General features: G+C 60.9%; 19 protein-coding genes. 11 read left to right on the forward strand and 8 right to left on the reverse strand.

The annotated features are described in order from the left end of the window. Positions 1-119 precede the first annotated feature (119 nt). From treP to ACQY47_RS20035, 5 genes are all read left to right on the forward strand, one after another. Positions 120-1,562, forward strand: a complete 1,443-nt coding sequence (gene treP / locus ACQY47_RS20015; protein WP_428551272.1) for a PTS system trehalose-specific EIIBC component — start codon at positions 120-122, stop codon at positions 1,560-1,562. Positions 1,563-1,686: 124 nt separating this feature from the next. Beyond that, entirely contained in the window at positions 1,687-3,333 is a 1,647-nt protein-coding gene (gene treC, locus ACQY47_RS20020; RefSeq protein ID WP_428551275.1) for an alpha,alpha-phosphotrehalase, read from the forward strand. A gap of 75 nt (positions 3,334-3,408) precedes the next feature. Beyond that, positions 3,409-4,629 carry a maltoporin gene (locus tag ACQY47_RS20025; RefSeq protein ID WP_428551278.1) on the forward strand — a complete coding sequence of 407 codons (1,221 nt, stop codon included), beginning with the start codon at positions 3,409-3,411 and terminating at the stop codon, positions 4,627-4,629. Positions 4,630-4,794: 165 nt separating this feature from the next. Continuing rightward, complete coding sequence (ptsP, locus tag ACQY47_RS20030; RefSeq protein WP_428551281.1) at positions 4,795-7,326, forward strand: phosphoenolpyruvate--protein phosphotransferase; 2,532 nt, start codon at positions 4,795-4,797, stop codon at positions 7,324-7,326. A 2-nt stretch (positions 7,327-7,328) separates the two neighbouring features. Then, a complete protein-coding gene (locus ACQY47_RS20035; protein WP_017139702.1) occupies positions 7,329-7,607 on the forward strand; it encodes a PTS transporter subunit EIIB in 279 nt (92 codons plus the stop codon). 136 nt (positions 7,608-7,743) lie between these two features. Here ACQY47_RS20035 and mltF read toward each other — a convergent pair whose 3' ends face one another. Then, entirely contained in the window at positions 7,744-9,204 is a 1,461-nt protein-coding gene (mltF, locus tag ACQY47_RS20040; protein WP_017139703.1) for a membrane-bound lytic murein transglycosylase MltF, read from the reverse strand. A gap of 287 nt (positions 9,205-9,491) precedes the next feature. Here mltF and purL point away from each other — a divergent pair, with 287 nt between their 5' ends. The 5 genes from purL (at position 9,492) to ACQY47_RS20065 (ending at position 15,709) form a co-directional block, all read left to right on the forward strand. Continuing rightward, entirely contained in the window at positions 9,492-13,388 is a 3,897-nt protein-coding gene (gene purL, locus ACQY47_RS20045; RefSeq protein WP_428557369.1) for a phosphoribosylformylglycinamidine synthase, read from the forward strand. A gap of 4 nt (positions 13,389-13,392) precedes the next feature. After that, complete coding sequence (locus ACQY47_RS20050; RefSeq protein WP_428551284.1) at positions 13,393-13,704, forward strand: NGG1p interacting factor NIF3; 312 nt, start codon at positions 13,393-13,395, stop codon at positions 13,702-13,704. A gap of 300 nt (positions 13,705-14,004) precedes the next feature. Beyond that, on the forward strand, positions 14,005-14,643 hold the full coding sequence (locus ACQY47_RS20055) for a DUF6036 family nucleotidyltransferase (protein WP_428551287.1): 639 nt from the start codon (positions 14,005-14,007) through the stop codon (positions 14,641-14,643). Beyond that, positions 14,627-15,079, forward strand: coding sequence for a hypothetical protein (locus ACQY47_RS20060; protein WP_069551691.1), 453 nt, complete (start codon positions 14,627-14,629; stop codon positions 15,077-15,079). Before ACQY47_RS20055 ends, ACQY47_RS20060 begins: the two co-directional genes overlap by 17 nt. Positions 15,080-15,445: 366 nt before the next feature. After that, complete coding sequence (locus tag ACQY47_RS20065) at positions 15,446-15,709, forward strand: DUF6124 family protein (RefSeq protein ID WP_428551290.1); 264 nt, start codon at positions 15,446-15,448, stop codon at positions 15,707-15,709. Positions 15,710-15,878: 169 nt separating this feature from the next. Here ACQY47_RS20065 and nagE read toward each other — a convergent pair whose 3' ends face one another. The 7 genes from nagE to ACQY47_RS20100 all read right to left on the reverse strand — a co-directional run bounded on the left by nagE (position 15,879) and on the right by ACQY47_RS20100 (position 24,381). Then, positions 15,879-17,576: an N-acetylglucosamine-specific PTS transporter subunit IIBC gene (nagE, locus tag ACQY47_RS20070; protein WP_428551293.1), complete on the reverse strand. Its 1,698-nt coding sequence runs from the start codon at positions 17,574-17,576 to the stop codon at positions 15,879-15,881. Positions 17,577-17,602: 26 nt separating this feature from the next. Further along, entirely contained in the window at positions 17,603-20,113 is a 2,511-nt protein-coding gene (gene ptsP / locus ACQY47_RS20075; RefSeq protein ID WP_428551296.1) for a phosphoenolpyruvate--protein phosphotransferase, read from the reverse strand. 29 nt (positions 20,114-20,142) lie between these two features. Further along, entirely contained in the window at positions 20,143-21,153 is a 1,011-nt protein-coding gene (locus tag ACQY47_RS20080) for an SIS domain-containing protein (protein ID WP_428557370.1), read from the reverse strand. Beyond that, positions 21,146-22,252, reverse strand: coding sequence for an N-acetylglucosamine-6-phosphate deacetylase (gene nagA / locus ACQY47_RS20085; protein WP_099549345.1), 1,107 nt, complete (start codon positions 22,250-22,252; stop codon positions 21,146-21,148). Before nagA ends, ACQY47_RS20080 begins: the two co-directional genes overlap by 8 nt. Positions 22,253-22,262: 10 nt before the next feature. After that, positions 22,263-23,021 (reverse strand): GntR family transcriptional regulator, encoded by a 759-nt coding sequence (locus ACQY47_RS20090; RefSeq protein ID WP_099549346.1) that lies wholly within the window; start codon positions 23,019-23,021, stop codon positions 22,263-22,265. 271 nt (positions 23,022-23,292) lie between these two features. Then, positions 23,293-23,796: a L,D-transpeptidase family protein gene (locus tag ACQY47_RS20095; protein WP_099485500.1), complete on the reverse strand. Its 504-nt coding sequence runs from the start codon at positions 23,794-23,796 to the stop codon at positions 23,293-23,295. Between the two features lie 36 nt (positions 23,797-23,832). Further along, positions 23,833-24,381 (reverse strand): NUDIX hydrolase, encoded by a 549-nt coding sequence (locus ACQY47_RS20100; RefSeq protein ID WP_017139715.1) that lies wholly within the window; start codon positions 24,379-24,381, stop codon positions 23,833-23,835. A 146-nt stretch (positions 24,382-24,527) separates the two neighbouring features. On the opposite strand from ACQY47_RS20100, the gene ACQY47_RS20105 reads away from it, so the two are divergent. Beyond that, a complete protein-coding gene (locus tag ACQY47_RS20105; RefSeq protein WP_017139716.1) occupies positions 24,528-25,130 on the forward strand; it encodes a CoA pyrophosphatase in 603 nt (200 codons plus the stop codon). Positions 25,131-25,134: the final 4 nt, after the last annotated feature.

Consider the following 25,134-nt stretch of genomic DNA (forward strand, 5'->3'; position numbering starts at 1 on the left):
AAACTTTATGTAACTCGTACAGACGAGTTATTGATTTAACTCGTACATACGAGTACTTTTGCCCACGGCGTGCTGCCAATGACTGCCCCCAAATAAAAAAACCAAAGTGGAAACCAAGCATGAGCCACGACTATTCCAATATTGCCCGCGAGATTCTCGAGAACCTCGGGGGCAGCGACAACCTTGAGCAAGCCGCCCACTGCGTGACCCGCCTGCGCCTGGCGCTCAAGGACCCGAGCCTGGTCAACAGCAGCGCGTTGAACCAGGTCGATCTGGTCAAGGGCTCGTTCTTCACCGGCGGCCTGTTCCAAGTGGTGATCGGCCCCGGCGAAGTGGAAAAGGTCTATGCCGCCCTGCGTGAGCAGACGGGTCTTGCGGCTTCGACCATCGCTGACGTCAAGCAGAAGGGCGCCGACAAGACCAACGCCATGCAGCGTCTGGTGCGTGTGTTCTCCGACGTGTTCATGCCGATCCTGCCCGCGCTGATCATCGCCGGCCTGCTGATGGGCGTGAACAACCTGATGGGCGCCAAGGGCATGTTCATCGAGGGCCAGACGCTGCTGGAGGCGTATCCGAACCTGGATGGCCTGTGGAGCCTGATCAACCTTATGGCCAACACCTCGTTTGTGTTCCTGCCGGCGCTGGTGGGCTGGTCGGCGGCCAAGCGCTTCGGCGGCAGCGAAATCCTCGGTATCGTGCTTGGCCTGATGCTGGTGCACCCGGACTTGCTCAACGCCTGGAACTACGGCAAGGCGGTGGCCGGGCTCGATGGCCAGAGCTTGCCGTACTTCGATATTTTCGGTTGGTTCAAGATTGAGAAGGTGGGTTATCAGGGCCAGATCCTGCCGATCCTGATGGCGGCCTATGTGATGAGCGTGATTGAAAAGTGGCTGCGGGCACGCGTGCCAAACGCCATCCAACTGCTCGTGGTGCCGATCACCACCATCGTCGTCACCGGCGTGCTGGCGCTGGCCATCATCGGCCCGGTCACGCGTCACCTCGGTATCCTGATCACCGAAGGCGTGGTCACCCTGTTTGACCTGGCGCCGATGGTCGGCGGGGCGATTTTCGGCCTGTTGTACGCGCCGCTGGTGATCACCGGCATGCACCACATGTTCCTCGCCGTGGACCTGCAACTTATCTCCACCCAGGGCGGCACCTTTATCTGGCCGATGATCGTGATGTCCAACCTGGCCCAGGGCAGCGCCGCGCTCGCGGTGTTCTACACCACCCGCAATGCACGGGACAAAAGCATGGCCTCGACCTCGGCGGTTTCCGCCTACTTCGGCATCACTGAGCCGGCGATGTTCGGCGTGAACCTGCGCTTCAAGTTTCCGTTCTATGCCGCGCTGCTGGGCTCGGCGCTGGGCAGCATTTTCCTGTCACTTAACAAGGTGACGGCCTCGGCCATTGGTGTCGGTGGCTTGCCTGGGTTTATTTCGATCATTCCGCAGTTCATCCCCAGTTTTGTGATCGGGATGGTCATCGCCATGGTCGTGCCGTTTGTTCTGACCTGTGCGTTGAGCATGAAGATTGTGCGGCCGGGGTATCGCGTCGCTTGATCGATCGCTATCGCAGGCAAGCCAGCTCCCACATTTGAATGTGTTCACACATCAAAGTGGGAGCCGGGCTTGCCCGCGATGAGGCCCTCAAAGCCAGCACACAACTCAATTGAAGGAACCCACCATGCAAGACTGGCAACACTCGGTGATCTACCAGATCTACCCCAAAAGCTTCCACAGCCACGCGGGTAACGCCACCGGTGACCTGCTGGGCATCGTGGACAAACTCGATTACCTCAAGTGGCTGGGCGTGGATTGCCTGTGGATCACGCCGTTCCTGCGCTCGCCGCAACGCGACAACGGCTACGACATCAGCGACTACTACGCCATCGACCCCAGCTACGGGACCATGGCCGACTGCGACCTGCTGATCAGCGAAGCGGCCAAGCGCGGCATCAAGCTGATGCTCGATATCGTGGTCAACCACACCTCCATCGAGCATGAGTGGTTCCAGCAGGCGCGCAGCAGCCTCGACAACCCGTACCGCGACTTCTACATCTGGCGTGACCAGCCGAACAACTGGCAATCCAAGTTCGGCGGCTCGGCCTGGGAATACGAGGCGCAAACCGGCCAGTACTTCCTGCACCTGTTCGACCATACCCAGGCCGACCTCAATTGGGACAACCCCAACGTGCGCGCCGAGGTGTACCAGTTGATGCGCTTCTGGCGTGACAAAGGCGTGGGTGGCTTCCGCCTGGACGTGATCAACCTGATCTCCAAGCCTGCCGATTTCCCCGAAGACAACACCGATGGCCGCCGCTTCTACACCGACGGCCCGAACGTGCATGAGTACCTGCAGGAAATGCACCGTGAAGTCTTCGAAGGGCACGACCTGATCAACGTCGGCGAGATGTCGTCCACCAGCCTTGAGCACTGCATTCGTTATTCGAATCCGGCGTCCAAAGAGCTGTCGATGACCTTCAACTTTCATCACTTGAAAGTCGATTACCCGAACCTGCAAAAGTGGGTGAAGGCCGACTTCGACTTCCTGCAGCTCAAGCAGATTTTTTCCGACTGGCAACTGGGCATGCAGGCCGGTGGCGGCTGGAACGCGCTGTTCTGGTGTAACCACGATCAGCCGCGAGTGGTCTCGCGTTTTGGTAACGACGGCGAGTACCGCGTGGTCTCGGCCAAGATGCTCGCCACTGCGCTGCACTTCCTCCAAGGCACGCCGTATGTGTACCAGGGCGAAGAGCTGGGCATGACCAACCCGGGTTTCGACAAGATTGAGCAGTACCGCGATGTCGAGACCCTGAACATCTTCCGCCTCAAGCGTGATGCCGGTGAGTCCGAGGCGTCGAGCATGGCGGCGATCATGCAGAAGTCGCGCGACAACAGCCGCACGCCAATGCAATGGAACACCCAGGCCAATGCCGGTTTCAGCAGCGGTGAACCGTGGATCGGCATCCCGGCCAACGCGGCGCAGATCAACGTCGAAAGCCAGCTGGATGACCCCGATTCGGTGCTGCATCACTACCGCGCGCTGATCGCGTTGCGTCGTCACGAGCCGCTGATCCAGGAGGGCGTTTATCGCCAACTGCTGCAAGACCACCTCCAGGTCTGGGCGTATCTGCGCGAAGGCGATGGCGAGCGCTTGTTGGTACTCAACAACTTCTACGGCACACCCTGCGAAATCCAACTGCCGGAAGGCGTCATCAGTGCGGCGAACGAGCAACGCCTGCTGATCAGCAATTACCCCGACTGCCCGTTGCGTTCGAGCACGGTGGTGTTGCGCCCGTATGAATCGTTTGTGCTGCACCTCAAGGACTGAGACCCGCTGCATCCCCCGACTGGGAGTGCGGGGGCGCTTCACTAAAAAAACATAATAAAAATACCGGAGTGCTTCATGAAAACAACAATAAAGCTGGGCCTCATTACGTCATGTCTTACCGCACCTTTTGCCGTTCAAGCCCTGGAGTTTGCCGGCTACTTGCGCAGCGGCGCGGGGACTTCAACGGGCAGCGGCAAACAGCAATGTTTCCAACTGCCGGGGGCGCAATCCAAATACCGCCTGGGCAACGAATGCGAGCAGTACGCCGAACTCGAGTTGCGCCAGGACCTGCTGACCCTCGACGACGGCTCGGTGCTGAGCGTCGATGCCATGGCATCGCTGTACAACAAATACGACCGAGCCCTGAAGTTCCAGGGTGAGGACAACGGCTCGGCGCGCATGCCGCAGATGTACGCGCAGTGGTCTAACCTGCCCAGCCTCAATGGCGGCTCGGTGTGGGCGGGGCGCCGTTACTACAAGCGTAATGACATCCATATCTCTGACTTCTACTACTGGAACCAGAGCGCCACGGGCGGCGGTGTCGAGGACGTCAAAATCGGCGACCTCAAATACAGCTACGCGCTGTCGCGCAAGGACAACCTGTACCAGAAGGAATACGCCACCCGTCACGACTTTAACGTGGCAGGCTTCAAAACCAACCCCGGCGGTGAGCTGGAGTTTGGCTTGAGCTACATCGAAAAAGCCGGAGGGCGTGACGCCAACAGCGGTTGGGCGATCACCGCGCAGCATGTGCAAAAACCGTTTCTTGGCGGCAAGAACAAATTCGCCTTGCAGTACGGCGAAGGCCCCGGCACTGGCTTGGGATATACCGGCGATACCGCCTTGGACAAGAGCAGCAAAAGCTACCGCGCCGTGGAGTTTTTTGACTGGCAGGTGACGCCGCGTTTCGGTGGGCAGGTCGAGGCGGTGTATCAAAAGGATATTCGCCCCGGCAGCCAAGACCAGACCTGGATGTCCATCGGTGTGCGCCCGGCATATGCCATCAGTGAACAGTTCAAACTGGTCACCGAGCTTGGGCATGATCAAGTCGAGGCCGCCGGCGGTACGCGCAAGCTTAGCAAATTCACCTTCGCCCCGACCTGGTCGCCCAACGGCCCGGATTTCTGGGCACGGCCGGAAGTGCGGTTGTACTACACCTATGCAACCTGGAACGAAGCGGCCAAGCGCGCGGCGAACGAACTGGCGGCGGGCTCGGCGTTGTCCGACACCGGCGCCTACGGCACGGCGCGGCATGGCTCGAATGTGGGTGTGCAAGTCGAATACTGGTGGAAATAGCTCGGTTTTAAGTGAACGCTTTTTAGGTGGGAGCTGGCTTGCCTGCGATAGCAACCCCTCGGTCTTACTGAGACACCGAGTCGCCGGCATCGCAGGCAAGCCAGCTCCCACAGTGGATCGTCGTTCGCCCTATGATTTTTACAGAACAAAACAGCAGGTGAAGTCATGACCACAACTCAACCCCTGGAACTGCTGGCGCCCTTGTCCGGGGTGCTGCTGGCGCTGGACCAGGTGCCTGACCCGGTGTTCGCCAGCCGCATGATCGGCGACGGCCTGTGCATCGATCCCACCTCGCAGACCCTGTGCGCGCCGTTGGCCGGGGTGATCAGCAATATCCAGGACACCGGGCATGCGGTCAGCGTCACCGGCGACAACGGCGTGCAGGTGCTGATGCATATCGGCCTGGACACGGTGCACCTGGCCGGCAAGGGTTTCACCCGTCTGGTCGAGGAAGGCCAGCGGGTCGAGGTCGGGCAGCCGTTGATCGAGTTCGATGCCGACTACGTGGCGCTCAATGCGCGCAGTTTGCTGACTTTGATGCTGGTGGTCAGCGGCGAGCCGTTTGTGTGGCTGGCATCGGGCAGTGGCGCGGTGGAGGTGGGCCAGCCGCTGTTGCACGTCTCACCCGGCCAGGCCGCTGAAACCGTGGGCGAGGAGGAGGGCGATGCACTGTTCTCCAAGCCGCTGACGCTGCCCAATGCCAACGGTTTGCACGCCCGCCCGGCCGCCGTATTGGCGCAAACGGCCAAAGGTTTCAACGCCAGCATTTACCTGCACAAGCAAACCCAGAGCGCCAACGCCAAGTCATTGGTGGCGATCATGGCGCTGCAAACCGTGCAGGGCGATACCTTGCAAGTGAGTGCGGCGGGAGAGGATGCCGATGCGGCCATCAAGGCATTGGTAACCCTGCTGGCGCAAGGTTGCGGGGAGGCAGTCGAAGAGTCTGTTGCGCCTGTTGAAACGCAGTCACCCGAGTCATCGGCGACCTTGTTGCGCGGCGTGTGTGCTTCGCCCGGCTCCGCGTTTGGCCAGGTGTTTCAAGTGGCGGAACCCGAGTTGCACATCGAGGAACAGGGCGCGGGTGAATCCGTTGAACACGCTGCACTGAGCCGCGCCTTACTGGTAGCCACCGAAGCGCTGCAAGTGTTGCAAGACAAAGCGGTTGGCAGCGCCCAGGCGGAAATCTTCCGCGCCCATCAGGAACTGCTTGAAGACCCGACCCTGTTGGAGCAAGCCCATCGCCTGCTCACCGAAGGCAAGAGTGCTGCCTTTGCCTGGAACAGCGCCACGGCCGCAACCGCCAAGCTATTTCTCGGCCTGGGCAGTGCGTTGCTGGCTGAGCGCGCAGCGGATTTGGCCGATGTTGGCCAGCGTGTGCTGAAGTTGATCCTCGGTATTGAGGACAGCGCCTGGGAATTGCCGGATCGTGCGATCGTGATTGCCGAGCAACTGACCCCCTCGCAAACCGCTGGCCTTGATACGCGCAAAGTGTTGGGGTTCGTCACCGTCGGCGGCGGCGCCACCAGCCATGTGGCGATCCTGGCGCGTGCCCTTGGTTTGCCGTCGTTGTGCGGCGTTCCGGCACAGGCACTGGCGCTGGCCAACGGCAAGCAGGTGCTGCTCGATGCCGACAAAGGCGAGCTGCACCTGGAGCCTGACCTGGCCGCTGTCGAGCAACTGGCCGCTACCCGCAAGCAACACATACTGAGACGTGAGCGTGAGGTGGCGCAGGCCGCCTTGCCCGGTATCACGCGCGATGGTCATCATGTCGAGATCACGGCCAATGTCGCCTCGTTGCAGGAGGTCGAGCAATCCCTGGCCTTGGGCGGTGAAGGCGTTGGCCTGTTGCGTTCGGAGTTTCTCTACCTGGACCGCAATCGCGCGCCCAGCCCCGAGGAGCAAGCCGGCACCTACAGCGCCATCGCCCGAGCTCTGGGCAGCGAACGCAATCTGGTGGTGCGCACTTTGGATGTGGGCGGCGATAAACCTTTGGCCTATGTGCCGATGGAGCGCGAGACCAACCCGTTCCTCGGCCTGCGTGGTATTCGCCTGTGCCTGGAACGCCCTGAATTGCTGCGCGAGCAGTTCCGCGCGATCCTGGCGAGTGCCGGATTTGCGCGGCTGCATATCATGCTACCGATGGTCAGCCTGCTGTCGGAGCTGCATCTGGCGCGCAAGATCCTTGAAGAGGAAGCGCTGGCGCTGAGCCTGACCGAGCTGCCAAAGCTGGGCATCATGATCGAGGTGCCGTCTGCGGCCTTGATGGCAGATGTCTTCGCGCCGCATGTGGATTTCTTCTCCATCGGCACCAATGACCTCACCCAATACACCCTGGCCATGGACCGCGACCACCCGCGCCTGGCCAGCCAGGCCGACAGCTTCCATCCGTCGGTATTGCGCCTGATTGCCACCACGGTCAAGGCCGCCCACGCCCATGGCAAGTGGGTCGGCGTGTGCGGCGCGTTGGCGTCTGAAGCACTGGCGGTGCCGGTGTTGATCGGGCTGGGGGTGGATGAGCTGTCGGTCAGCGTACCGCTGATCCCGACCATCAAGGCCACCGTGCGCGAGCTGGACATGGCCGACTGCCAGATCATCGCCCGCCAGGTGCTTGGCCTGGAAGAAGCCGCCCAAGTACGCGAGGCCCTGCGCCTGTACCACGCGGCCACTGTTGAAACCTCACCTGTCGTGGAGCACTGAGCATGTTCGAGAAATTACAGCGCGCATTCTGGAAGGCCCTCACCCCGGACTTGATTGCCGAAACCGTGGTGGCGCCTGCGCAGGGTCTGTTGTCGACCGAGGTACTGAGCGCATTGGGCGGTGTGGATAACCTCAAGTCGCAACAGCGCGTGGCACTGACGCGGGTGCGGGTGCAGTTGCAGGATGCAGGGCGGCTGGATGCGCAGGCGCTGAAGGCGGCGGGTGTTGCGGGTGTGATGGTGTTAACGGGCGGGGTCGTGCATCTGCTCACTGGCCTATAAAACGACGAGGATCAACTGTGGGAGCCGGGCTTGCCCGCGATAGCGGTGTGTCAGGAAACGAATATGTTGACTGGCTAGCCGCCATCGCGGGCAAGCCCGGCTCCCACAGGGTTATGGGTTGTTTGGGCGATTGGGTTTACAGCTGCGGGTTATCTTCCGGCGGCTTGGTCTTGTCGATACCCGGCACGTGCAAGTTGCCTTCCACCACTTGGTTGCCTTCCAACTGCGGCTGGGTCACCCAGGTGAGAATGTCGTAATACCGGCGGATGTTCGCGACAAAATGCACCGGCTCGCCACCGCGGGCGTAGCCGTAGCGGGTCTTGCTGTACCACTGCTTCTGCGACAGGCGCGGCAGCATCTTCTTCACGTCCAGCCACTTGTTCGGGTTCAGGCCGTCTTTCTTGGCCAGCGTGCGTGCGTCTTCCAGGTGGCCGGTGCCAACGTTATAGGCGGCGAGGGCGAACCAGGTGCGGTCCGGCTCGGCAATGCTGTCGTCCAACTCATCCTTGATCTTGGCCAGGTACTTGGCACCGCCCATGATGCTTTGCTTGGCGTCCAGGCGGTTGGACACGCCCATGGCCTGGGCGGTGTTCTGGGTCAGCATCATCAGGCCGCGCACGCCGGTCTTGGAGGTGACGGCCGGTTGCCACAGCGATTCCTGATAGCCGATGGCCGCCAGTAGGCGCCAGTCGACCTTTTCTTCCTTGGCGTAGGCGCGAAAGTGTTTCTCGTACTTGGGCAGGCGTTGCTGCAAATGCTGGGCGAAGGTGTAGGCGCCGACATAGCCGAGTACATCGACATGCCCGTAGTAACGGTCTTTCAGTCGCTGTAGGGTGCCGTTTTTCTCAACCTTGTCCAGGTAGCTGTTGATCTCGTTGAGCAGGCTATTGTCTTCCCCCGGCGCCACGGCCCAGCTCTGGTTGCTGGCATTGCCGAGGTCGAAGGCCACGCGCACGTTGGGGAAGTACACCTGGTTCATCGCCACTTCGTTGGAGTCCACCAGGGTCAGGTCGATCTGGCCCTCGTCCACCATGCGCAGCAGGTCCACCACCTCCACGGCGTCGGACTCTTCGTATTCAATCGCTGGGTTCTGCTTTTTAAGTGCCGCCAATTGCTCGGCGTGGGTGCTGCCTTTGAGCACCATGATCTTCTTGCCCACCAGGTCTGCCGGGCCGGTGGGGCGCGACTGGCCGTTGCGGTAGATGATCTGCGGCGTGACTTCCAGGTACGGATGGGAGAAACGCACCTGTTGCGCGCGCTGCTCGCTGCTGACCAGGCCGGCGGCCGCAAGAACCGGACCGTTGGGTTTGCCCAACTGGCCGAACAGGTCATCGAGATTATCGGCGGTCTCGATTTCCAGCTTCACGCCCAGGTCATCGGCAAAGCGCTTGACCAGTTCGTACTCGAAACCGGTTTCACCGTTGCGGTCCTGGAAGTACGTCGCCGGGCTGTTCCGGGTAATCACCCGCAATACGCCATCCTCCTTGATTCGCTCGAGCGTGCTGGGCTTATCAACACAGGCGCTGAGCATCAGGAAGAGTCCGGTTGCGATCAGCCATTTGGCGCATCGCGGGCGTAAAGCAGTAGGGGAGAACATCTGCGCAGTATACGCAAACGGCCCTCGGCGCCATATCTCGACAGCAGCGGACTTGTCTGCTAGCACCCGCAAAACCGGGCTGCAGCCCGCAGAAACGTGGGTTGGCGAGGGTTTGTGACGGTTAAAATAACTGCGCGCCAACCCCAGGATTTCGCCCCGAAAGCATGCAATCGCTGCCAACTGACGTTCGGCAGCGGCCAGCCGTGCCGTTTCGAGTGCCGTTGGCGCAGGTTTACGCTAGAATGCACGGCCTCAAAGCACACCCCCTTCCCGAGGCTGTCCCGAAGATGTTGATCCTGCGCGGCGCTCCTGCCCTTTCTGCCTTTCGCCACAGCAAACTCCTTGAGCAACTGAGCCAAAAGGTTCCAGCTGTTACAGGCTTGTATGCTGAATTTGCTCACTTCGCCGACGTAACCGGCGTCTTGACCGCCGACGAACAGCAAGTGCTCGCACGCCTTCTGAAGTACGGCCCCAGCGTTCCCGTTCAAGAGCCGACCGGCCGCTTGTTCCTGGTTCTGCCGCGGTTCGGCACCATCTCGCCCTGGTCGAGCAAGGCCAGTGATATCGCGCGTAACTGCGGCCTGGAAAAAATCCAGCGCCTGGAGCGCGGTATTGCTTTCTACGTCGCCGGCCAGTTCAGCGATGCCGAGGCCGAGCTGATCGCCAGCAGCCTGCACGACCGCATGACCCAGATCATCGTCAGCCAGCTGGAACAGGCTGCCGGCCTGTTCAGCCACGCCGAGCCCAAGCCGCTCACTGCGATTGACGTGCTCGGCGGTGGCCGCGCCGCCCTCGAGAAGGCCAACACCGAACTGGGCCTGGCGCTCGCCGAAGATGAGATCGACTACCTGGTCGACGCCTTCAATGGCTTGAAGCGCAACCCGCACGACATCGAACTGATGATGTTCGCCCAGGCCAACTCCGAGCACTGCCGTCACAAGATCTTCAACGCCAGTTGGGATATCGACGGCGAAAGCCAGGAAAAAAGCCTGTTCGGCATGATCAAGAACACCTACGTGATGCACAGCGAAGGCGTTCTGTCGGCTTATAAGGACAACGCCTCGGTGATCGTCGGCTCCGTCGCCGGCCGTTTCTTCCCGGACCCTGAAACCCGCCAATACGGCGCGGTGCAGGAGCCGGTGCACATCCTGATGAAGGTTGAGACCCACAACCACCCGACCGCGATTGCCCCGTTCCCGGGCGCAGCGACAGGTTCGGGCGGCGAAATCCGTGACGAAGGCGCCACCGGCCGTGGCGCCAAGCCAAAGGCTGGCCTCACCGGTTTCACCGTGTCCAACCTGCAGATCCCTGGTTTCGAACAGCCGTGGGAAGTGCCGTACGGCAAGCCTGAGCGCATCGTTACCGCACTCGACATCATGATCGAAGGCCCGCTCGGCGGCGCCGCGTTCAACAACGAATTCGGGCGCCCGGCACTCACCGGCTACTTCCGTACGTTTGAACAATCCATCACCACCCCGCGTGGCGATGAAGTGCGCGGCTACCACAAGCCAATCATGTTGGCCGGCGGCATGGGCAACATCCGCGAAGAACACGTCAAGAAAGGCGAGATTCTGGTCGGCTCCAAGCTGATCGTCCTCGGCGGCCCGGCGATGTTGATCGGCCTGGGCGGCGGCGCAGCTTCCTCCATGGCCACCGGCACCAGCTCGGCAGACCTGGACTTCGCTTCCGTACAGCGCGAAAACCCGGAAATGGAACGCCGCTGCCAGGAAGTCATCGACCGTTGCTGGCAGTTGGGTGACAAGAACCCGATCAGCTTCATCCACGACGTCGGCGCCGGTGGTTTGTCCAACGCCTTCCCGGAACTGGTCAACGATGGCGACCGTGGTGGCCGTTTTGAACTGCGCAACATTCCAAACGACGAGCCGGGCATGGCCCCGCACGAAATCTGGAGTAACGAATCCCAGGAACGCTACGTACTGGCCGTTGGCCCTGAAGACTTCGCCCGCTTCCAGGCCATTTGCGAACGTGAGCGTTGCCCATTTGCCGTGGTCGGCGAAGCCACTGCCGAACCACAGCTGACGGTCACCGACAGCCACTTCGGCAACAGCCCGGTCGACATGCCGCTGGAAGTACTGCTGGGCAAAGCCCCGCGCATGCACCGCTCCGCCGTGCGTGAAACCGAACTGGGCGATGACTTCGACCCAAGCACGCTGGAACTGGCCGACAGCATCGAACGCGTGCTGCACCACCCGGCCGTGGCGAGCAAAAGCTTCCTGATCACCATTGGCGACCGCACCATCACCGGCCTGGTTGCCCGTGACCAAATGGTTGGCCCATGGCAAGTGCCGGTGGCCGACGTTGCCGTCACCGCCACCAGCTTTGACGTGTACACCGGTGAAGCCATGGCCATGGGCGAGCGCACGCCGCTGGCCCTGCTGGACGCCCCGGCGTCGGGCCGTATGGCCATTGGTGAAACCCTCACCAACATCGCCGCATCGCGCATCGGCAAGCTGTCCGACATCAAACTGTCGGCCAACTGGATGTCCGCTGCCGGTCACCCGGGTGAAGATGCGCGCCTGTACGACACCGTCAAGGCTGTCGGCATGGAGCTGTGCCCGGAACTGGGTATCACCATTCCGGTGGGCAAGGACTCCATGTCCATGGCCACCCGTTGGAACGAAGACGGCACCGACAAGAGCGTGACCTCGCCGCTGTCGCTGATCGTGACCGGTTTTGCCCCGGTCACCGACATCCGCCAGACCCTGACCCCGCAACTGCGCATGGACAAGGGCACCACCGACCTGATCCTGATCGACCTGGGCCGTGGCCAGAACCGCATGGGCGCCTCGATCCTCGCGCAAACCCACGGCAAACTCGGCAAGCACGCGCCGGACGTGGATGACGCCGAAGACCTCAAAGCCTTCTTCGCCGTGATCCAGGGCCTGAACGCCGACGGCCACCTGCTGGCTTACCACGACCGTTCCGACGGCGGTTTGCTGACCAGCGTTGTCGAAATGGCATTTGCCGGTCACTGCGGCCTGAACATTGTGCTCGACAGCGTTGCCGAGGATGCTGCCGAAATCAACGGCATCCTGTTCAATGAAGAGTTGGGCGCCGTGATCCAGGTTCGCCAGGACGCCACTCCGGACGTACTCGCACAATTCAGCGCCGCTGGCCTGGACGACTGTGTGGCGGTGATCGGTCAACCGATCAATAACGGTGAAATCAATATCTCCTTCAATGGCGATACCGTGTTTGCCGGCCAGCGCCGCTTGCTGCAACGCCAGTGGGCCGAGACCAGCTACCAGATCCAACGCCTGCGTGATAACGCCGACTGCGCCGAGCAGGAATTCGACGTGATCCTGGAAGAAGACAACCCGGGCCTGAGCACCAAGCTCAGCTTCGACGTCAACCAGGACATCGCCGCGCCTTACATCAAGAAAGGCATTCGCCCACAAGTTGCCGTACTGCGAGAGCAGGGCGTCAACGGCCAGGTGGAAATGGCGGCCGCGTTCGACCGCGCCGGCTTTAATGCGATCGACGTGCACATGAGCGACATCCTCGCCGGTCGCGTTGACCTCAACGAGTTCAAAGGTCTGGTCGCTTGCGGTGGTTTCTCCTACGGTGACGTGTTGGGTGCCGGTGAAGGCTGGGCCAAATCGGCCCTGTTCAACAGCCGTGCCCGCGATGCGTTCCAAGGCTTCTTCGAACGCAACGACAGCTTCACCCTGGGTGTGTGCAACGGTTGCCAGATGATGTCCAACCTGCGCGAGTTGATCCCGGGCAGCGAGTTCTGGCCGCACTTTGTGCGTAACCGTTCCGAGCAGTTCGAAGCCCGTGTCGCCATGGTGCAGGTGCAGGAATCCAACTCGATCTTCCTGCAAGGCATGGCCGGTTCGCGCATGCCAATCGCCATCGCCCACGGTGAAGGCCACGCTGAATTCTCCAGCGAAGAAGCCCTGCTCGAAGCTGACCTGTCCGGTTGTGTGGCGATGCGTTTCGTCGACAACCACGGCAAGGTCACAGAGAGCTACCCGGCCAACCCGAACGGCTCGCCGCGCGGGATCACCGGCCTTACCAGCCGCGACGGTCGCGTGACCATCATGATGCCGCACCCGGAGCGTGTATTCCGCGCCGTGCAAAACTCGTGGCGCCCTGAAGAGTGGAACGAAGACGGCGCGTGGATGCGCATGTTCCGCAACGCTCGCGTGTGGGTGAACTAAGGCGGTGTACAAGCTTGCCTTCTTTGTGCCCGCCAGCCATGTGGAGACGGTGAAAACCGCCGTCTTCGCAGCCGGCGGCGGGCGCATCGGCAACTACGACAGCTGCGCCTGGCAAGTGCTGGGCCAGGGCCAATTCCGCGCGATGGACGGCAGCCAGCCGTTTCTTGGGCAGGTGGGCCAGGTTGAAGTGGTTGAAGAATGGAAGGTTGAGCTGGTGGTGGCGGATGAGTTGATCGTGGCGGTTGTAGCCGCGTTGAAACTCAGCCATCCCTATGAGACACCGGCGTATGAGGTGTGGAAGTTGGCGGATTTTTGATTCGCAGGTTGCAGAAACAAGAAACCCGCTGGGCCAGTTTGGTCAGCGGGTTTTTTGTTGGTTGTAAGGGCCAATCGCAGGCAAGCCAGCTCCCACAGTTTGATCTGTGAATACGTTCAAAATGTGGGAGCTGGCTTGCCTGCGATGGCGCCGGGACAGGCGCCCCAGATCTTTCCCACAGGCTTTTCAGGTTGTCCCTAGGAACTCGCCTCAATAGCCTTCCTCGGTCACTGACCAATCAGTGATCGGGATTTGAACTCAAGACCCGTTCGGCAATGCTGCACCGGCTTGAGATTAATAATGGATTTTCCAGATACCGTCGCTCCTCGCCTCAATACGAGTACCCCACTGGGCCAGGCTTTGATTTCAATGTTCAAGTCCATCGAGGTGGAGTTGATGGTTGAGGGCGCCAAGCCTGGCACGGTGAAGGTTATTGTCTTTGGTGGCTGTGCTGTCCATTTGTATACGCACCATCGAGTTTCCACTGATGTGGATGCAGAGATTTACTGCGCGAATACTCGAGACACATTGCGTCTACGGACATTGCTGGCGGAGTTTCCAGAAGCATTTTTCGATGAGCAATCCGGCCGCGTCATGGAGCTGAACTACGATCTTCAATACAACACTGCATTTGGCCCGCTTCACGAAGACTACTGGGAACGAAGTATTCCACTTGAGGAATTTCCTCACGAGTCTGCACTGCATCTGCACATAGCTGCGCCTATCGATATTGCGATCTCCAAATTGGGCAGAGCTACGGATCAGGATGTAAGCGACATCATGGCGTTGCTCAGGGCAGGCTTCATCCTTGGCACTGAGTTCCGTCGATTGGCATTGCATGCGATTGATATGTATGTTGGCAACAAAGAATCACCTAGATCCATTCTGAACACTATTCTGCACGACTACCTGGAGACTGAAGTTGACGAAGCCTTTTAACGCGCCCGTCCTCTCATCCGCCTTGGATACGCTGGTCAAAAGCCCTTTGAATCAGGCTGATGACGCGGCGCTTGTCTGTGCAGCAAAAGCGGTTTGGTACTCGGACGCGAACCTTGTGGGTGAGGTGAGGGCTTTTCTGAAGGCGCATTCCAGTGAGGTGGAGCTTCGTCGCGCAGGTTACTTGCTTGAGCGCTTCACGCGCTTTTCATGTGCGACGGATTCCCGGGTAATGGAAGCGTTGAAGGCGCTTGAATTGTTTTCGGCTTCTGCTGCCAAGCAAAACGTGCAACCACAAGGCGCTGTTGCGCTGCGCAGCCGTCGTGATGAATTGGCGGTGTCTTGGGGGCTGAGTGAGGGGCTGGGGTTGAAGGCTCAAGCACTGATGCCTTTCCAGACTCGCCATTACGAAGCCGAACAGCGTGCGGCATCTGCTTAGGCGTAGATTACAAACAAAGAACCCGGCTTGGACCGGGTTTTTTATTGCCTGCGATATCTTCAAGTCTCGGAGACTTCCCACAGGGCTTTCAGGTTGTCCCTAGGAACTGGCGGCACTAGTCTTCTCGGGTCGCTGCCAATGTGGCGACCGGGACTGCAAGCCCGCCGATAGTTTGTTAGTGGCCAACAGTGCACCTATAATCGTGCCGCTTTGATGAAGCGATCATTGATTTATGGTGGCTGTGTGCGGGAGATCTCTGGGTCTGCCGGGTTTCCTAACAACTCGGTCTTGCAGACCCGTACACAGCTGCCACCCATCATCTGCAAGTGATGTCGGTAGCTCCCATTTTTTGTTAGGAGTTTTACCATGATCAAAGACAGTCCAAATCCCCCATCTGATTCTCAATCTGCCGATCAGATGTTCACCGTACTACCCAATCTAAACAGCGAAACCCTGCTCGCCAATGCCTCCCAAGACCTGGCATCAGTACAAGCACTTGCAGGCAATCTGGCTTTTGATATCGACGGCCCACAGCGTGATGCGGTGCTGGGGATTCATCGGATGCTGGAAGGTATTCAGTTGATGGTGGATAGGGTGTTGGATCTACAAGAAATCCCCATCAGCAACTGAAGACACCCACTCTGTGGCGAGGGAGCTTGCTCCCGCTGGGGTGCGAAGCGCCCCCAAAACCTGCCACAGAGTTCTTTCTGAAAGAATGTGTAGGCTGGGCAAGGGGCTGCTGCGCAGCCCAGCGGGAGCAAGCTCCCTCGCCACAGAGGTTGATCGGTCACAGTGGGGGTCAGGCGTTGATTGGTCGTGTAACCAGCCGCTCCAGTGCCTCGCCCAATCCAGTGGCCTTGTCACCAATCAACAAATGCCAAACCCCGCTGTCCAGCTGGCTCACACCCTGGCAACCCAGCGCAGTCAGGTCCGCTTCAGACAGCACCGAATCATCCCCCAGTTCCACCCGCAATCGGGTCATCGCCACCGCTTCCAGCTGGCGCACATTCGTGCGGCCGCCTAAAGCATTCAGCCACTTCTCGGCCTCCTGCACATTCACCGCAACCGGTTTATCCACAGGCTGGGCGGCCACCGGCACACTGGCAACAAACGATGGCATCGCCAGGCGGATCTCATCCGCAATGCTGTCAGCCATCGGCCCTACGACCACCTGCAAACTCCCGCCGTTACCCGGCCGAACCACAGCCATGGCGCCGAGTGCTTTCAACTGCGCATCCACCGCTTTGTTGCGATCCACCATGTCCAGGCGCAGACGTGTAGTGCACGCGCCGACACTCAGCAAATTCTCTGCACCGCCGAGTGCGCGGATGTAGGCACTGGCCCGCTGGTTATCGGTCATCACCTCAGCCTGCACCACCTGGATGTCTTCACGCCCCGGTGTCTTCAGGTTGAACCGACGAATGCAATAGTTGAACACGCTGTAGTAGATCACCGCGTAAGCCAACCCGACCGGGAATACCAGCCAGCCGTTGGTGGACTTGCCCCAACCGAGCACCATGTCGATAAAGCCACCGGAGAAGGTAAAACCGAGGTGGATATTCAGCATATTGGTCACGGCCATCGACAGGCCGGTGAGCACCGCGTGGATCAGGTACAAAAATGGTGCGAGGAACATAAACGCGAATTCGATCGGCTCAGTCACGCCGGTCAAAAACGAGGTCAGCGCCATCGACAGGAAAATCCCGCCCATGACCTTGCGGCGTTCCGGCAGTGCATTGCGGTACATCGCCAAACACGCGGCGGGCAGGCCGAACAGCATGACCGGGAACATGCCGGTCATGAACTGGCCGCCTTTCGGGTCGCCGGCAAAATAACGGGTCAGGTCGCCGGTGACGATGGCGCCGGTGGTTGGGTCGGTAAAGCTGCCGAACACAAACCACGCCATGTTGTTGAGGATATGGTGCAGGCCGGTGACGATCAGCAGGCGGTTGAACACGCCAAACACAAATGCGCCAAAGCTGCCGCTTTCCATCAGCAGCACGCCAAAACTGTTGATGCCGTGCTGGATCGGTGGCCAGATCAGGCCAAAGATCACGCCCAGGGCGACCGCCGAAAACCCGGTGACAATCGGCACAAACCGTCGCCCACCAAAGAAGGCCAGATACTCCGGCAGCTTGATGTCCTTGAAGCGGTTATACAGCCCACCGGCCATCAAGCCGCTGGCAATACCGGCGAGCATGCCCATGTTGATGGTGGTGTCCATCACCTTGAGCGTGGAGATCATCACCAGGTAACCAATCGCCCCGGCCAAACCCGCCGTGCCGTTATTGTCGCGGGCAAAACCGACGGCAATACCGATGGCGAAGATCAGCGCCAGGTTGGCGAAGATTGCTTGCCCGGCATCGTGCATCACCGCGATGTTCAAAAGGTCGGTGTCGCCCAGACGCAGCAAGAGGCCGGCGATCGGCAGAATCGCGATCGGCAGCATCAGTGCGCGGCCGAGGCGTTGCAGGCCTTCGATGAAATGTTGGTACATGGCGTGTCTCCCTATTCTTGTTGTTTTCAGCTCAGCGGCCAGTGGTGTTGACAGGCTTGGCGAACGGCCTTGGCGCTGCTCAGGTCGAGCAGGCCTTGGCTCAATTGCCGGCATTGCGCCGCGTCCAGGTGGCGAACGCGGTCCTTGATTTCTCCGATTTGCGGCGGGCTTACCGACAGTTCACTCACACCCAGGCCAACCAGCACCGGCGTGGCCAGCGGGTCGGACGCCAGGGCGCCGCACACACCCACCCAACGCCCATGCTTGGCGGCACCGGCGCAGGTTTGCGCGATCAAGCGCAGCAGCGCCGGGTGCAAGGCATCCACCCGTGCGGCGAGGCCCGCGTGGTCGCGGTCCATGGCCAGGGTGTACTGGGACAGGTCATTGGTGCCGATGGATAAAAAGTCCGCGTGTTTGGCGAGTTGCTCAGCCATCAGCGCGGCGGCGGGCACTTCGATCATCACGCCCAGTTCCGGACGCTGGGTCAGCTCCAGCTCCGCGCAGAGTTCATCCAGGCGCTGGCGGATCTGCAGCAGTTCATCCACCTCGCTGACCATCGGCAGCAGGATGCGGCAACGCGCCAGCGGAGACACTTGCAGCAGGGCGCGCAGTTGTTGGTCGAGCACGTCCGGGCGTACTTGCGCCAGGCGAATACCGCGCAGGCCCAGCACAGGGTTGGCTTCGACGGGCAGCGGCAGGTAGTCGAGCTGTTTGTCGCCGCCCACGTCGATGGTGCGGATGATCACCGACTTGTCGCCCATGGCATCCAGCACGGCTTGGTAGGCCTGGCGTTGCTCCTGCTCATCCGGCGCGGTGCGGCGGTCGACAAACAGGAATTCGGTGCGCAGCAAGCCCACACCATCGGCGCCGTTCTCAAACGCCACTTTAGTCTCGGCACTGGAGGCAACATTCGCCGCCACTTCAATGCTTACGCCATCGCGGGTTTGCGCCGCTTGTTGGGCTTGGGCCTGTTGTTGCTGACGGCGCAGTTTTTGCGCATCACGAATCTGGTGCACTTCGGCGTGGCGCGCCTCGCTGGGGGCCAGTTCCAGGCGACCGTTGGCTGCGTCCAGCACCACGCGTTGGCCTTGGGGCACGTCGAGCACTTCGGCGCCCAGCGCGACCACGCACGGCAAGCCTTTGCCTCGGGCCAAAATCGCGACGTGAGACGTAGCGCCGCCTTCGGCCATGCAAATACCCACGGCGTTTTGTGCGCTCAGTTGCAGCAGGTCGGAGGGGGTCAGTTCATGGGCGCTGACAATCGAACCGGCCGGCAATTCGAAGTGCCAGGCTTCCCCCAACAGCGCACGCAGTACGCGTTGTTGCAGATCGCGCAGGTCGTTAGCGCGCTCGGCAAATAGCGGTTTGCCCAAGGCCAGCAACACCGCGCATTGCGCCTGGATCGCGTCGCGCCAGGCGTGGGTAGCGGCGCTGCCTTGCTCGATGGCACGGGTGGCGGCATCCAGCAGCGTGGGGTCTTCCAACAGCGCAAGGTGGGCGGCGAAGATGTCTTCTTCTTCGACGTTCTTGCGTTGGCGTGCCTGTGCCAGGGTGCTGCGGATTTCTCCGCGCACGTGCTCCAGCGCGGTGTCCAGGCGCTGCAGTTGTTCGTCGGCGACATGCGTGCCCGTGTCTTGCGGCAGTTCGATACCGGTGAGGCGAAACAGCGGCCCACAGACCAGGCCGGGCGCGGCGCACACGCCTTGTAACACACCGGCTTCGGTGTTCGCCCGACGCGGTGCCACGGTCACCGGCGCGTGGTGTTCTTCATTCACGGCAACCGACAGTGCGGCCACCAACGCCTGCAACGCCGCCTCACAATCCTTGCCGCGACAGGTGATACGCACTTCATCACCTTCACCAATGCCCAACCCCATCAAGCCAATCAGGCTGTCGCACGGCGCCGACTTACCGGCGAAGTGCAACTCTGCATGGCTGCTGAAACCTTGCGCGGTCTTACGTACCAGCGCGGCGGGGCGTGCATGCAAACCGCCACGGTGGGTAATGCGCACGCTGGCGCGCACTTCGGTGACAGAGTTATCCACAGCCGCCTGCAACGGCGCTACTGAACGCGCGGCAATGTGCAGCAACGGCTCACCCACCTTGACGGTTTTTCCTGCAACCGGCCGTAGCTCAAAACCCTCGCCATTAGTCAGGATAATCAGGCTGACCAGGCTTTTGCACTGGCGCGCAATGCGATCCAGATCAAACTGCACCAGCGCCTGGCCCTGGCTCACCCGTGCGCCTTCCTTCACCAGCCGGGCAAAGCCTTCGCCGTTCAATTCCACGGTGTCGATGCCCACATGCATCAACACTTCGGCGCCGTTGTCGGCACGAATCGTCAGCGCATGCCCGGTGCGGGCGACATGGATAATCACCCCGTCACAGGGCGCGTGCAGGCAGTCATTCAGCGGGTCGATGGCAATACCCTCGCCCATGGCGCCGCTGGCGAACACTTCGTCGGGAACGTTGCCCAGGGTCAGCACCGGGCCACTGAGTGGGGCGCTTAGGGTCAATTCATTATTGTTGTAAGACATGGGCACGGTACTCATCAGGAAAACGCGACTCAGTGAGTGCGGGTAACTTTGCTCAGGTGGCGCGGCTGGTCCGGGTCCATGCCGCGGGCCTCCGCCAGCCCTGCGGCCATCACGTAGAAGCTTTGGATCGCCAGGATCGGGTCCAGGCTCGGGTGTTCGGCGCGGCTCAGGGTCAGGTCGCGTTCAGCGATATCGTCCGGCGCGGCCAGCAAGACGCGGGCGCCGCGTTGACGCATATCGGCGGCCAGGCTCAACAGCCCGGCTTGCTCGGCGCCGCGTGGGGCGAACACCAGCAGTGGGTAGTTTTCATCGATCAAGGCCATCGGCCCGTGGCGCACTTCGGCGCTGCTGAAGGCTTCGGCCTGGATTGCCGAGGTTTCTTTGAGCTTGAGCGCGGCTTCCTGGGCGATGGCAAAACCGGCGCCACGGCCAATTACAATCAGGCGTTGGCTGCTGCGCAGGGCTTCGATGGCTGGCGTCCAGTCCTGGGTGGCGGCTTCGCGCAAGCCGACGGGCAAGGCCTGGCAGGCTTGCAGCAGCAACAGGTCCTGGTTCCAGTGGCCGATCAACTGCGCGCTGGCGCTTAAAGTGGCGATAAAGCTTTTGGTCGCTGCGACACTCTGCTCCGGCCCGGCGCACAGTGGTACGTGGAATTCACACGCGGCTTCCAGCGGTGAGTCTTCGGCGTTGACCATCGAAATGCTCAAAACCCCGCGTTTGCGCAGCAGGCGCAGGCTGTTGACCAAATCCGGGCTTTGCCCAGACTGGGAGAAACCGAACGCCACCTGGCCGCTGACCTTCAACGGCGCTTGCAGCAAGGTCACCACCGACATCGGCAACGACGCCACCGGAATGCCCACATGCTGCATGGCCAGGTAGGCGAAGTAGCTGGCGGCATGGTCTGAACTGCCACGGGCGATGGTCATCGCCACTTGCGGTGGCTGGCGGCGCAGGCGCCCGGCCACTTCCTCCAGTATCGGGTTGAGGCGCTGCAGTTGGGCCTCCACGGCGTCACAGGAGGCCAGGGCCTCTTCAAGCATTTTTGAAGTCAATGGTTTCTCCTTCGACCATTACGTCGGTGAGTGTCAGGGAGCGGTCCATGCGCACGCAGTCGGCAAAGCTGCCCGGTTGCAGGCGCCCGCGTTCTTCCAGGCCCAGATAGTCCGCAGGAAACTGCGACAGGCGTTGTGAGGCTTCGCTGATGGGCAGGCCGATTTTCACCAGGTTGCGCAGCGCCTGGTCCATGGTCAGGGTGCTGCCGGCCAGGGTGCCGTCGGCCAGGCGCACGCCGCCCAGGCATTTGGTGACGGTGTGGCTGCCCAGCTTGTATTCGCCGTCGGGCATGCCGGCGGCGGCGGTGGAATCGGTGACGCAGTACAGGCACGGGATCGAGCGCAGCGCCACGCGTATGGCGCCGGGGTGTACATGCAGCAAATCCGGGATCAATTCGGCGTACTTGGCGTGGGCCAACGCGGCGCCGACGATGCCCGGTTCGCGGTGATGCAGCGGGCTCATGGCGTTATACAAATGCGTGAAGCTGGTGGCGCCGGCGGCGAGGGCAGCGACGCCTTCTTCGTAGCTGCCCAGGGTGTGGCCGATTTGCATGCGCACGCCGCGTTCGCTGAGGGCGCGGATCAAGGCATCGTGGCCGGCAATTTCCGGAGCAATGGTGATCACCCGGATCGGCGCCAGGCGCAGGTAGGCTTCCACTTCGGCCATTAACGCGGTGTGGGCGAAGTTGGGTTGCGCGCCGAGTTTTCCCGGATTGATGTAGGGGCCTTCCAGGTGTACGCCGAGAACCCGTGCGCTGCCTGTAGGGCGCTGCTCGCAGAACGTGCCGAGTTCGCCGAGCACGCGGGAGATTTCATCCACCGGTGCGGTCATGGTGGTAGCCAGCAGCGAGGTCGTACCAAAGCGCACGTGGGTGCGGGTGATGGTCTCGAAGGCGTCGGTGCCTTCCATGATGTCTTTGCCGCCACCGCCGTGAACGTGCAGGTCAATAAAGCCTGGCAGCAAGTAGGGCAGGTCATTGTCGTTCGGGTCGCACGGCGTGCCGTCGATGGCGACCACCTTGCCGTGTTCGTGCACCAGGCGGCCGCGAATCCAGCCGCCGGGCGTGAGGATGTTGTCTTCGGACATGGGCAGTTCTCTAAACCCGCAGTTCAGCGGAGTAGTCATTACGGCGCAGCTCTGCGACGAAGTCGTAGTAGTCGTTGCGGCAGTAGGTGTCGGTGATTTCAATCGGCGTGTTGTCGGCGGTGTAGCCGACTCGGGTCATCAGCAGCATGGCGGTGCCGGGGGCGATGCCGACCAGTTTGGCGAACTCATCGGAGGCATTGATCGCCTGAATATGTTGCAGCGCGCGCACTACAGGTTTGCCAATGCTTTCCAGGTATTCGTACAGCGAGTTGCCGATGGCTTGCGGGTTTGGCAGCACGGAGGCGGGCATGGCGGTCATTTCAATTGCCATTACGGTGTCGTCAGCCTTACGCAGGCGTTTGAGCCGCGCCACTTTGTCGGTCGGCGACAGGCCCAGGCGGATCAGTTCTTCGTGGGTCGGCGGGGTGATGTCGCGCTCCAGCCACTGGGACGTGGGCACAAAGCCCTTGAGGCGCAACATCTCGCTGAACCCCGACAGGCGCGACAGCGGCTGCTCCAGACGCGGGGTGATAAAGGTCCCCGAGCCTTGGCTACGGCGAATCAAGCCTTGGGCAAACAGCACTTCCAGGGCTTTGCGCGCGGTGACGCGGGAAATGCTCAGTTGCTCACTCAGGACCCGTTCCGACGGCAACGCCTGTTCGGATTTCCACTCGCCGGCATGGATCGCCGCTTCGAGCTTGCGGGCCAATTGCAGGTACAGCGGCGTGGACTGTTTGTCGTCGGGGCGCAGCGCCAGTATGGGATTCATCTGTCAGGTTTCCGATGCGTTATTGGAATGTTGTCGCCCGGTATTGGCCGGAAATTAATACCACTTAAATACCATGTCAATGCAGCGAAAACAGTGCGGTAGCCTGTTTCAGCGCACATTAAGGGTGCCTGGTATCAAGTGGTATTAGAGAGGTCTTGAGTGCGCGCAGAATTGCGCAGCCCGAGCAGTGAACTGGTATTCACCGGCAGGCGCTGCCATGGGCAGGGATTTTTTTTAATTATTTTTGAGTTATTTTACAAACGGTAGGCGATTACGGACGAATCTCGATCAGGGTGCCGTCTTTGACCAGGTTCCAGACTTCGCGCATGTCCACGTTGCGCATGCCGATGCAACCGTCGGTCCAGTCCAGGGTGTGAAACCACTGTTCCGGGTATTCCTCGGTGTCGGGCGTGCCGTGGATCATGATCATGCTGCCCGGTTTCACGCCTTCGCGGCGCGCGCGGGCCGAGTCACTGATATTGGGGTAGGAGATGTGCATGGCCAGGTTGAAGCGGTCGCTGGTCTTGCGCCAGTCGATCCAGTAGAAGCCCTCTGGCGTGCGGCGGTCGCCTTCCATCAGTTTGGTGCCCTTGGGGTTTTTACCGAGCGAGATGCGGTAGGTCTTGAGCGGTTTGCCGTCGTTGATCAATTGCAACTGATGGGCGGACTTGAGCACCAGGATTTTCTCGACCGGTTTGCCGCCGAGGGTTTCCACCGTGGAGGCCGAAGACAGGCTAGCGAACGACAGGCAGATCAGAGCGAGCAACCAACGCATTAAAACGGTTTCCCTTGTAGAAGGTGCTGCCTGGAGTTATTTGGCCGGCCGCGTCATCGGCGGCACCGACTCGCTGCGCACCGGGAACAGCTGTTGCCTGCGGTCAGCGAAGAAGCATTCTAAGGTACGCCCGACCGTGCGGAAAGCCAGCTCGGACCAAGGGATGTCGGCCTCATCAAACAGCTTCACTTCAAGGCTCTCGGGGCCTGCGGCGAAGTCCAGGTCGACCAGTTCGGCGCGGTAGAAGATATGCACCTGGCTGATGTGCGGTACATCGATCAGGGTATAGATGCTCAGGTTGCGCACGCGGGCGCAGGCTTCTTCCAGGGTTTCGCGGGCGGCGGCCTGCTCTACGGTTTCGCCGTTTTCCATAAAGCCTGCGGGCAGGGTCCAGTAACCCAGGCGCGGTTCGATGGCGCGGCGGCACAGCAGCACTTTGTCGCCCCACACCGGCACGGTGCCGGCGACGATATTGGGGTTCTGGTAATGAATGGTCGAGCAGTGATCACACACGTAGCGCAGGCGGCCGTCGCCTTCGGGAATGCGTTGGGTAACCGGTTTACCGCACTGGCTGCAGAAATTCATGCTGGGGTTCCTGGAAAGTGCGTCTATCTTGGCGTGGCGGGCAGGGCGCTGCAAGTTGTCGTTTAGCGACACGCCGGTGGTTTTGGGGTTGGGCGCCTGCCTGCTTTGGTGCATGATACAAGGTAGCCAACAGACCGAGATGACTCATGCTGGACGAGCTACTTCGCCGGGTAACCAATCACACCCCCCACACCTTGGAAACTGACGGGCGTTTCCCCGAGGCCGCCGTGTTGGTGCCGATCACCCGCAGCGACGAACCCGAGCTGATCCTGACCCTGCGCGCCAGCGGTCTGTCGACCCACGGTGGCGAAGTGGCGTTTCCTGGCGGGCGGCGCGACCCCGAAGACCCGGACCTGATTTTTACCGCACTGCGCGAAGCCGAAGAGGAAATCGGTCTGCCGCCCGGTCTGGTGGAAGTGGTCGGCCCGTTAAGCCCGTTGATTTCCCTGCATGGCATTCGTGTAACGCCCTACGTCGGTGTGATCCCCGATTACGTCGAATACCTGGCCAACGATGCCGAGATCGCCGCCGTGTTCAGCGTGCCGCTGGAGTTTTTCCGCCAGGACCCGCGCGAACACACCCACCGCATCGATTACCAGGGCCGCAGTTGGTATGTGCCCAGCTACCGATTTGGCGAATACAAGATCTGGGGGTTGACGGCAATCATGATCGTCGAGCTGATCAACCTGCTCTATGACGACGCTCAGATCAGCCTGCACCAGCCGCCTAAAAGCTTTATCAATATCTAAGCCA

Source organism: Pseudomonas edaphica (assembly GCF_965277385.1).
GTDB lineage: Bacteria > Pseudomonadota > Gammaproteobacteria > Pseudomonadales > Pseudomonadaceae > Aquipseudomonas > Aquipseudomonas edaphica.

Excerpts from the sequence above, each read along its gene's own strand:
- nagE (WP_428551293.1), bottom strand. The coding sequence starts at position 17,576 with ATGTACCAACATTTCATCGAAGGCCTGCAACGCCTCGGCCGCGCACTG.
- ACQY47_RS20065 (WP_428551290.1), top strand. The coding sequence starts at position 15,446 with ATGATCAAAGACAGTCCAAATCCCCCATCTGATTCTCAATCTGCCGAT.
- purL (WP_428557369.1), top strand. The coding sequence starts at position 9,492 with ATGTTGATCCTGCGCGGCGCTCCTGCCCTTTCTGCCTTTCGCCACAGC.
- ACQY47_RS20095 (WP_099485500.1), bottom strand. The coding sequence starts at position 23,796 with ATGCGTTGGTTGCTCGCTCTGATCTGCCTGTCGTTCGCTAGCCTGTCT.
- mltF (WP_017139703.1), bottom strand. The coding sequence starts at position 9,204 with ATGTTCTCCCCTACTGCTTTACGCCCGCGATGCGCCAAATGGCTGATC.
- ACQY47_RS20105 (WP_017139716.1), top strand. The coding sequence starts at position 24,528 with ATGCTGGACGAGCTACTTCGCCGGGTAACCAATCACACCCCCCACACC.
- nagA (WP_099549345.1), bottom strand. The coding sequence starts at position 22,252 with ATGTCCGAAGACAACATCCTCACGCCCGGCGGCTGGATTCGCGGCCGC.
- ptsP (WP_428551281.1), top strand. The coding sequence starts at position 4,795 with ATGACCACAACTCAACCCCTGGAACTGCTGGCGCCCTTGTCCGGGGTG.
- ACQY47_RS20035 (WP_017139702.1), top strand. The coding sequence starts at position 7,329 with ATGTTCGAGAAATTACAGCGCGCATTCTGGAAGGCCCTCACCCCGGAC.
- ACQY47_RS20080 (WP_428557370.1), bottom strand. The coding sequence starts at position 21,153 with ATGCTTGAAGAGGCCCTGGCCTCCTGTGACGCCGTGGAGGCCCAACTG.
- ACQY47_RS20090 (WP_099549346.1), bottom strand. The coding sequence starts at position 23,021 with ATGAATCCCATACTGGCGCTGCGCCCCGACGACAAACAGTCCACGCCG.
- ACQY47_RS20025 (WP_428551278.1), top strand. The coding sequence starts at position 3,409 with ATGAAAACAACAATAAAGCTGGGCCTCATTACGTCATGTCTTACCGCA.
- treP (WP_428551272.1), top strand. The coding sequence starts at position 120 with ATGAGCCACGACTATTCCAATATTGCCCGCGAGATTCTCGAGAACCTC.
- treC (WP_428551275.1), top strand. The coding sequence starts at position 1,687 with ATGCAAGACTGGCAACACTCGGTGATCTACCAGATCTACCCCAAAAGC.
- ptsP (WP_428551296.1), bottom strand. The coding sequence starts at position 20,113 with ATGTCTTACAACAATAATGAATTGACCCTAAGCGCCCCACTCAGTGGC.
- ACQY47_RS20100 (WP_017139715.1), bottom strand. The coding sequence starts at position 24,381 with ATGAATTTCTGCAGCCAGTGCGGTAAACCGGTTACCCAACGCATTCCC.
- ACQY47_RS20055 (WP_428551287.1), top strand. The coding sequence starts at position 14,005 with ATGGATTTTCCAGATACCGTCGCTCCTCGCCTCAATACGAGTACCCCA.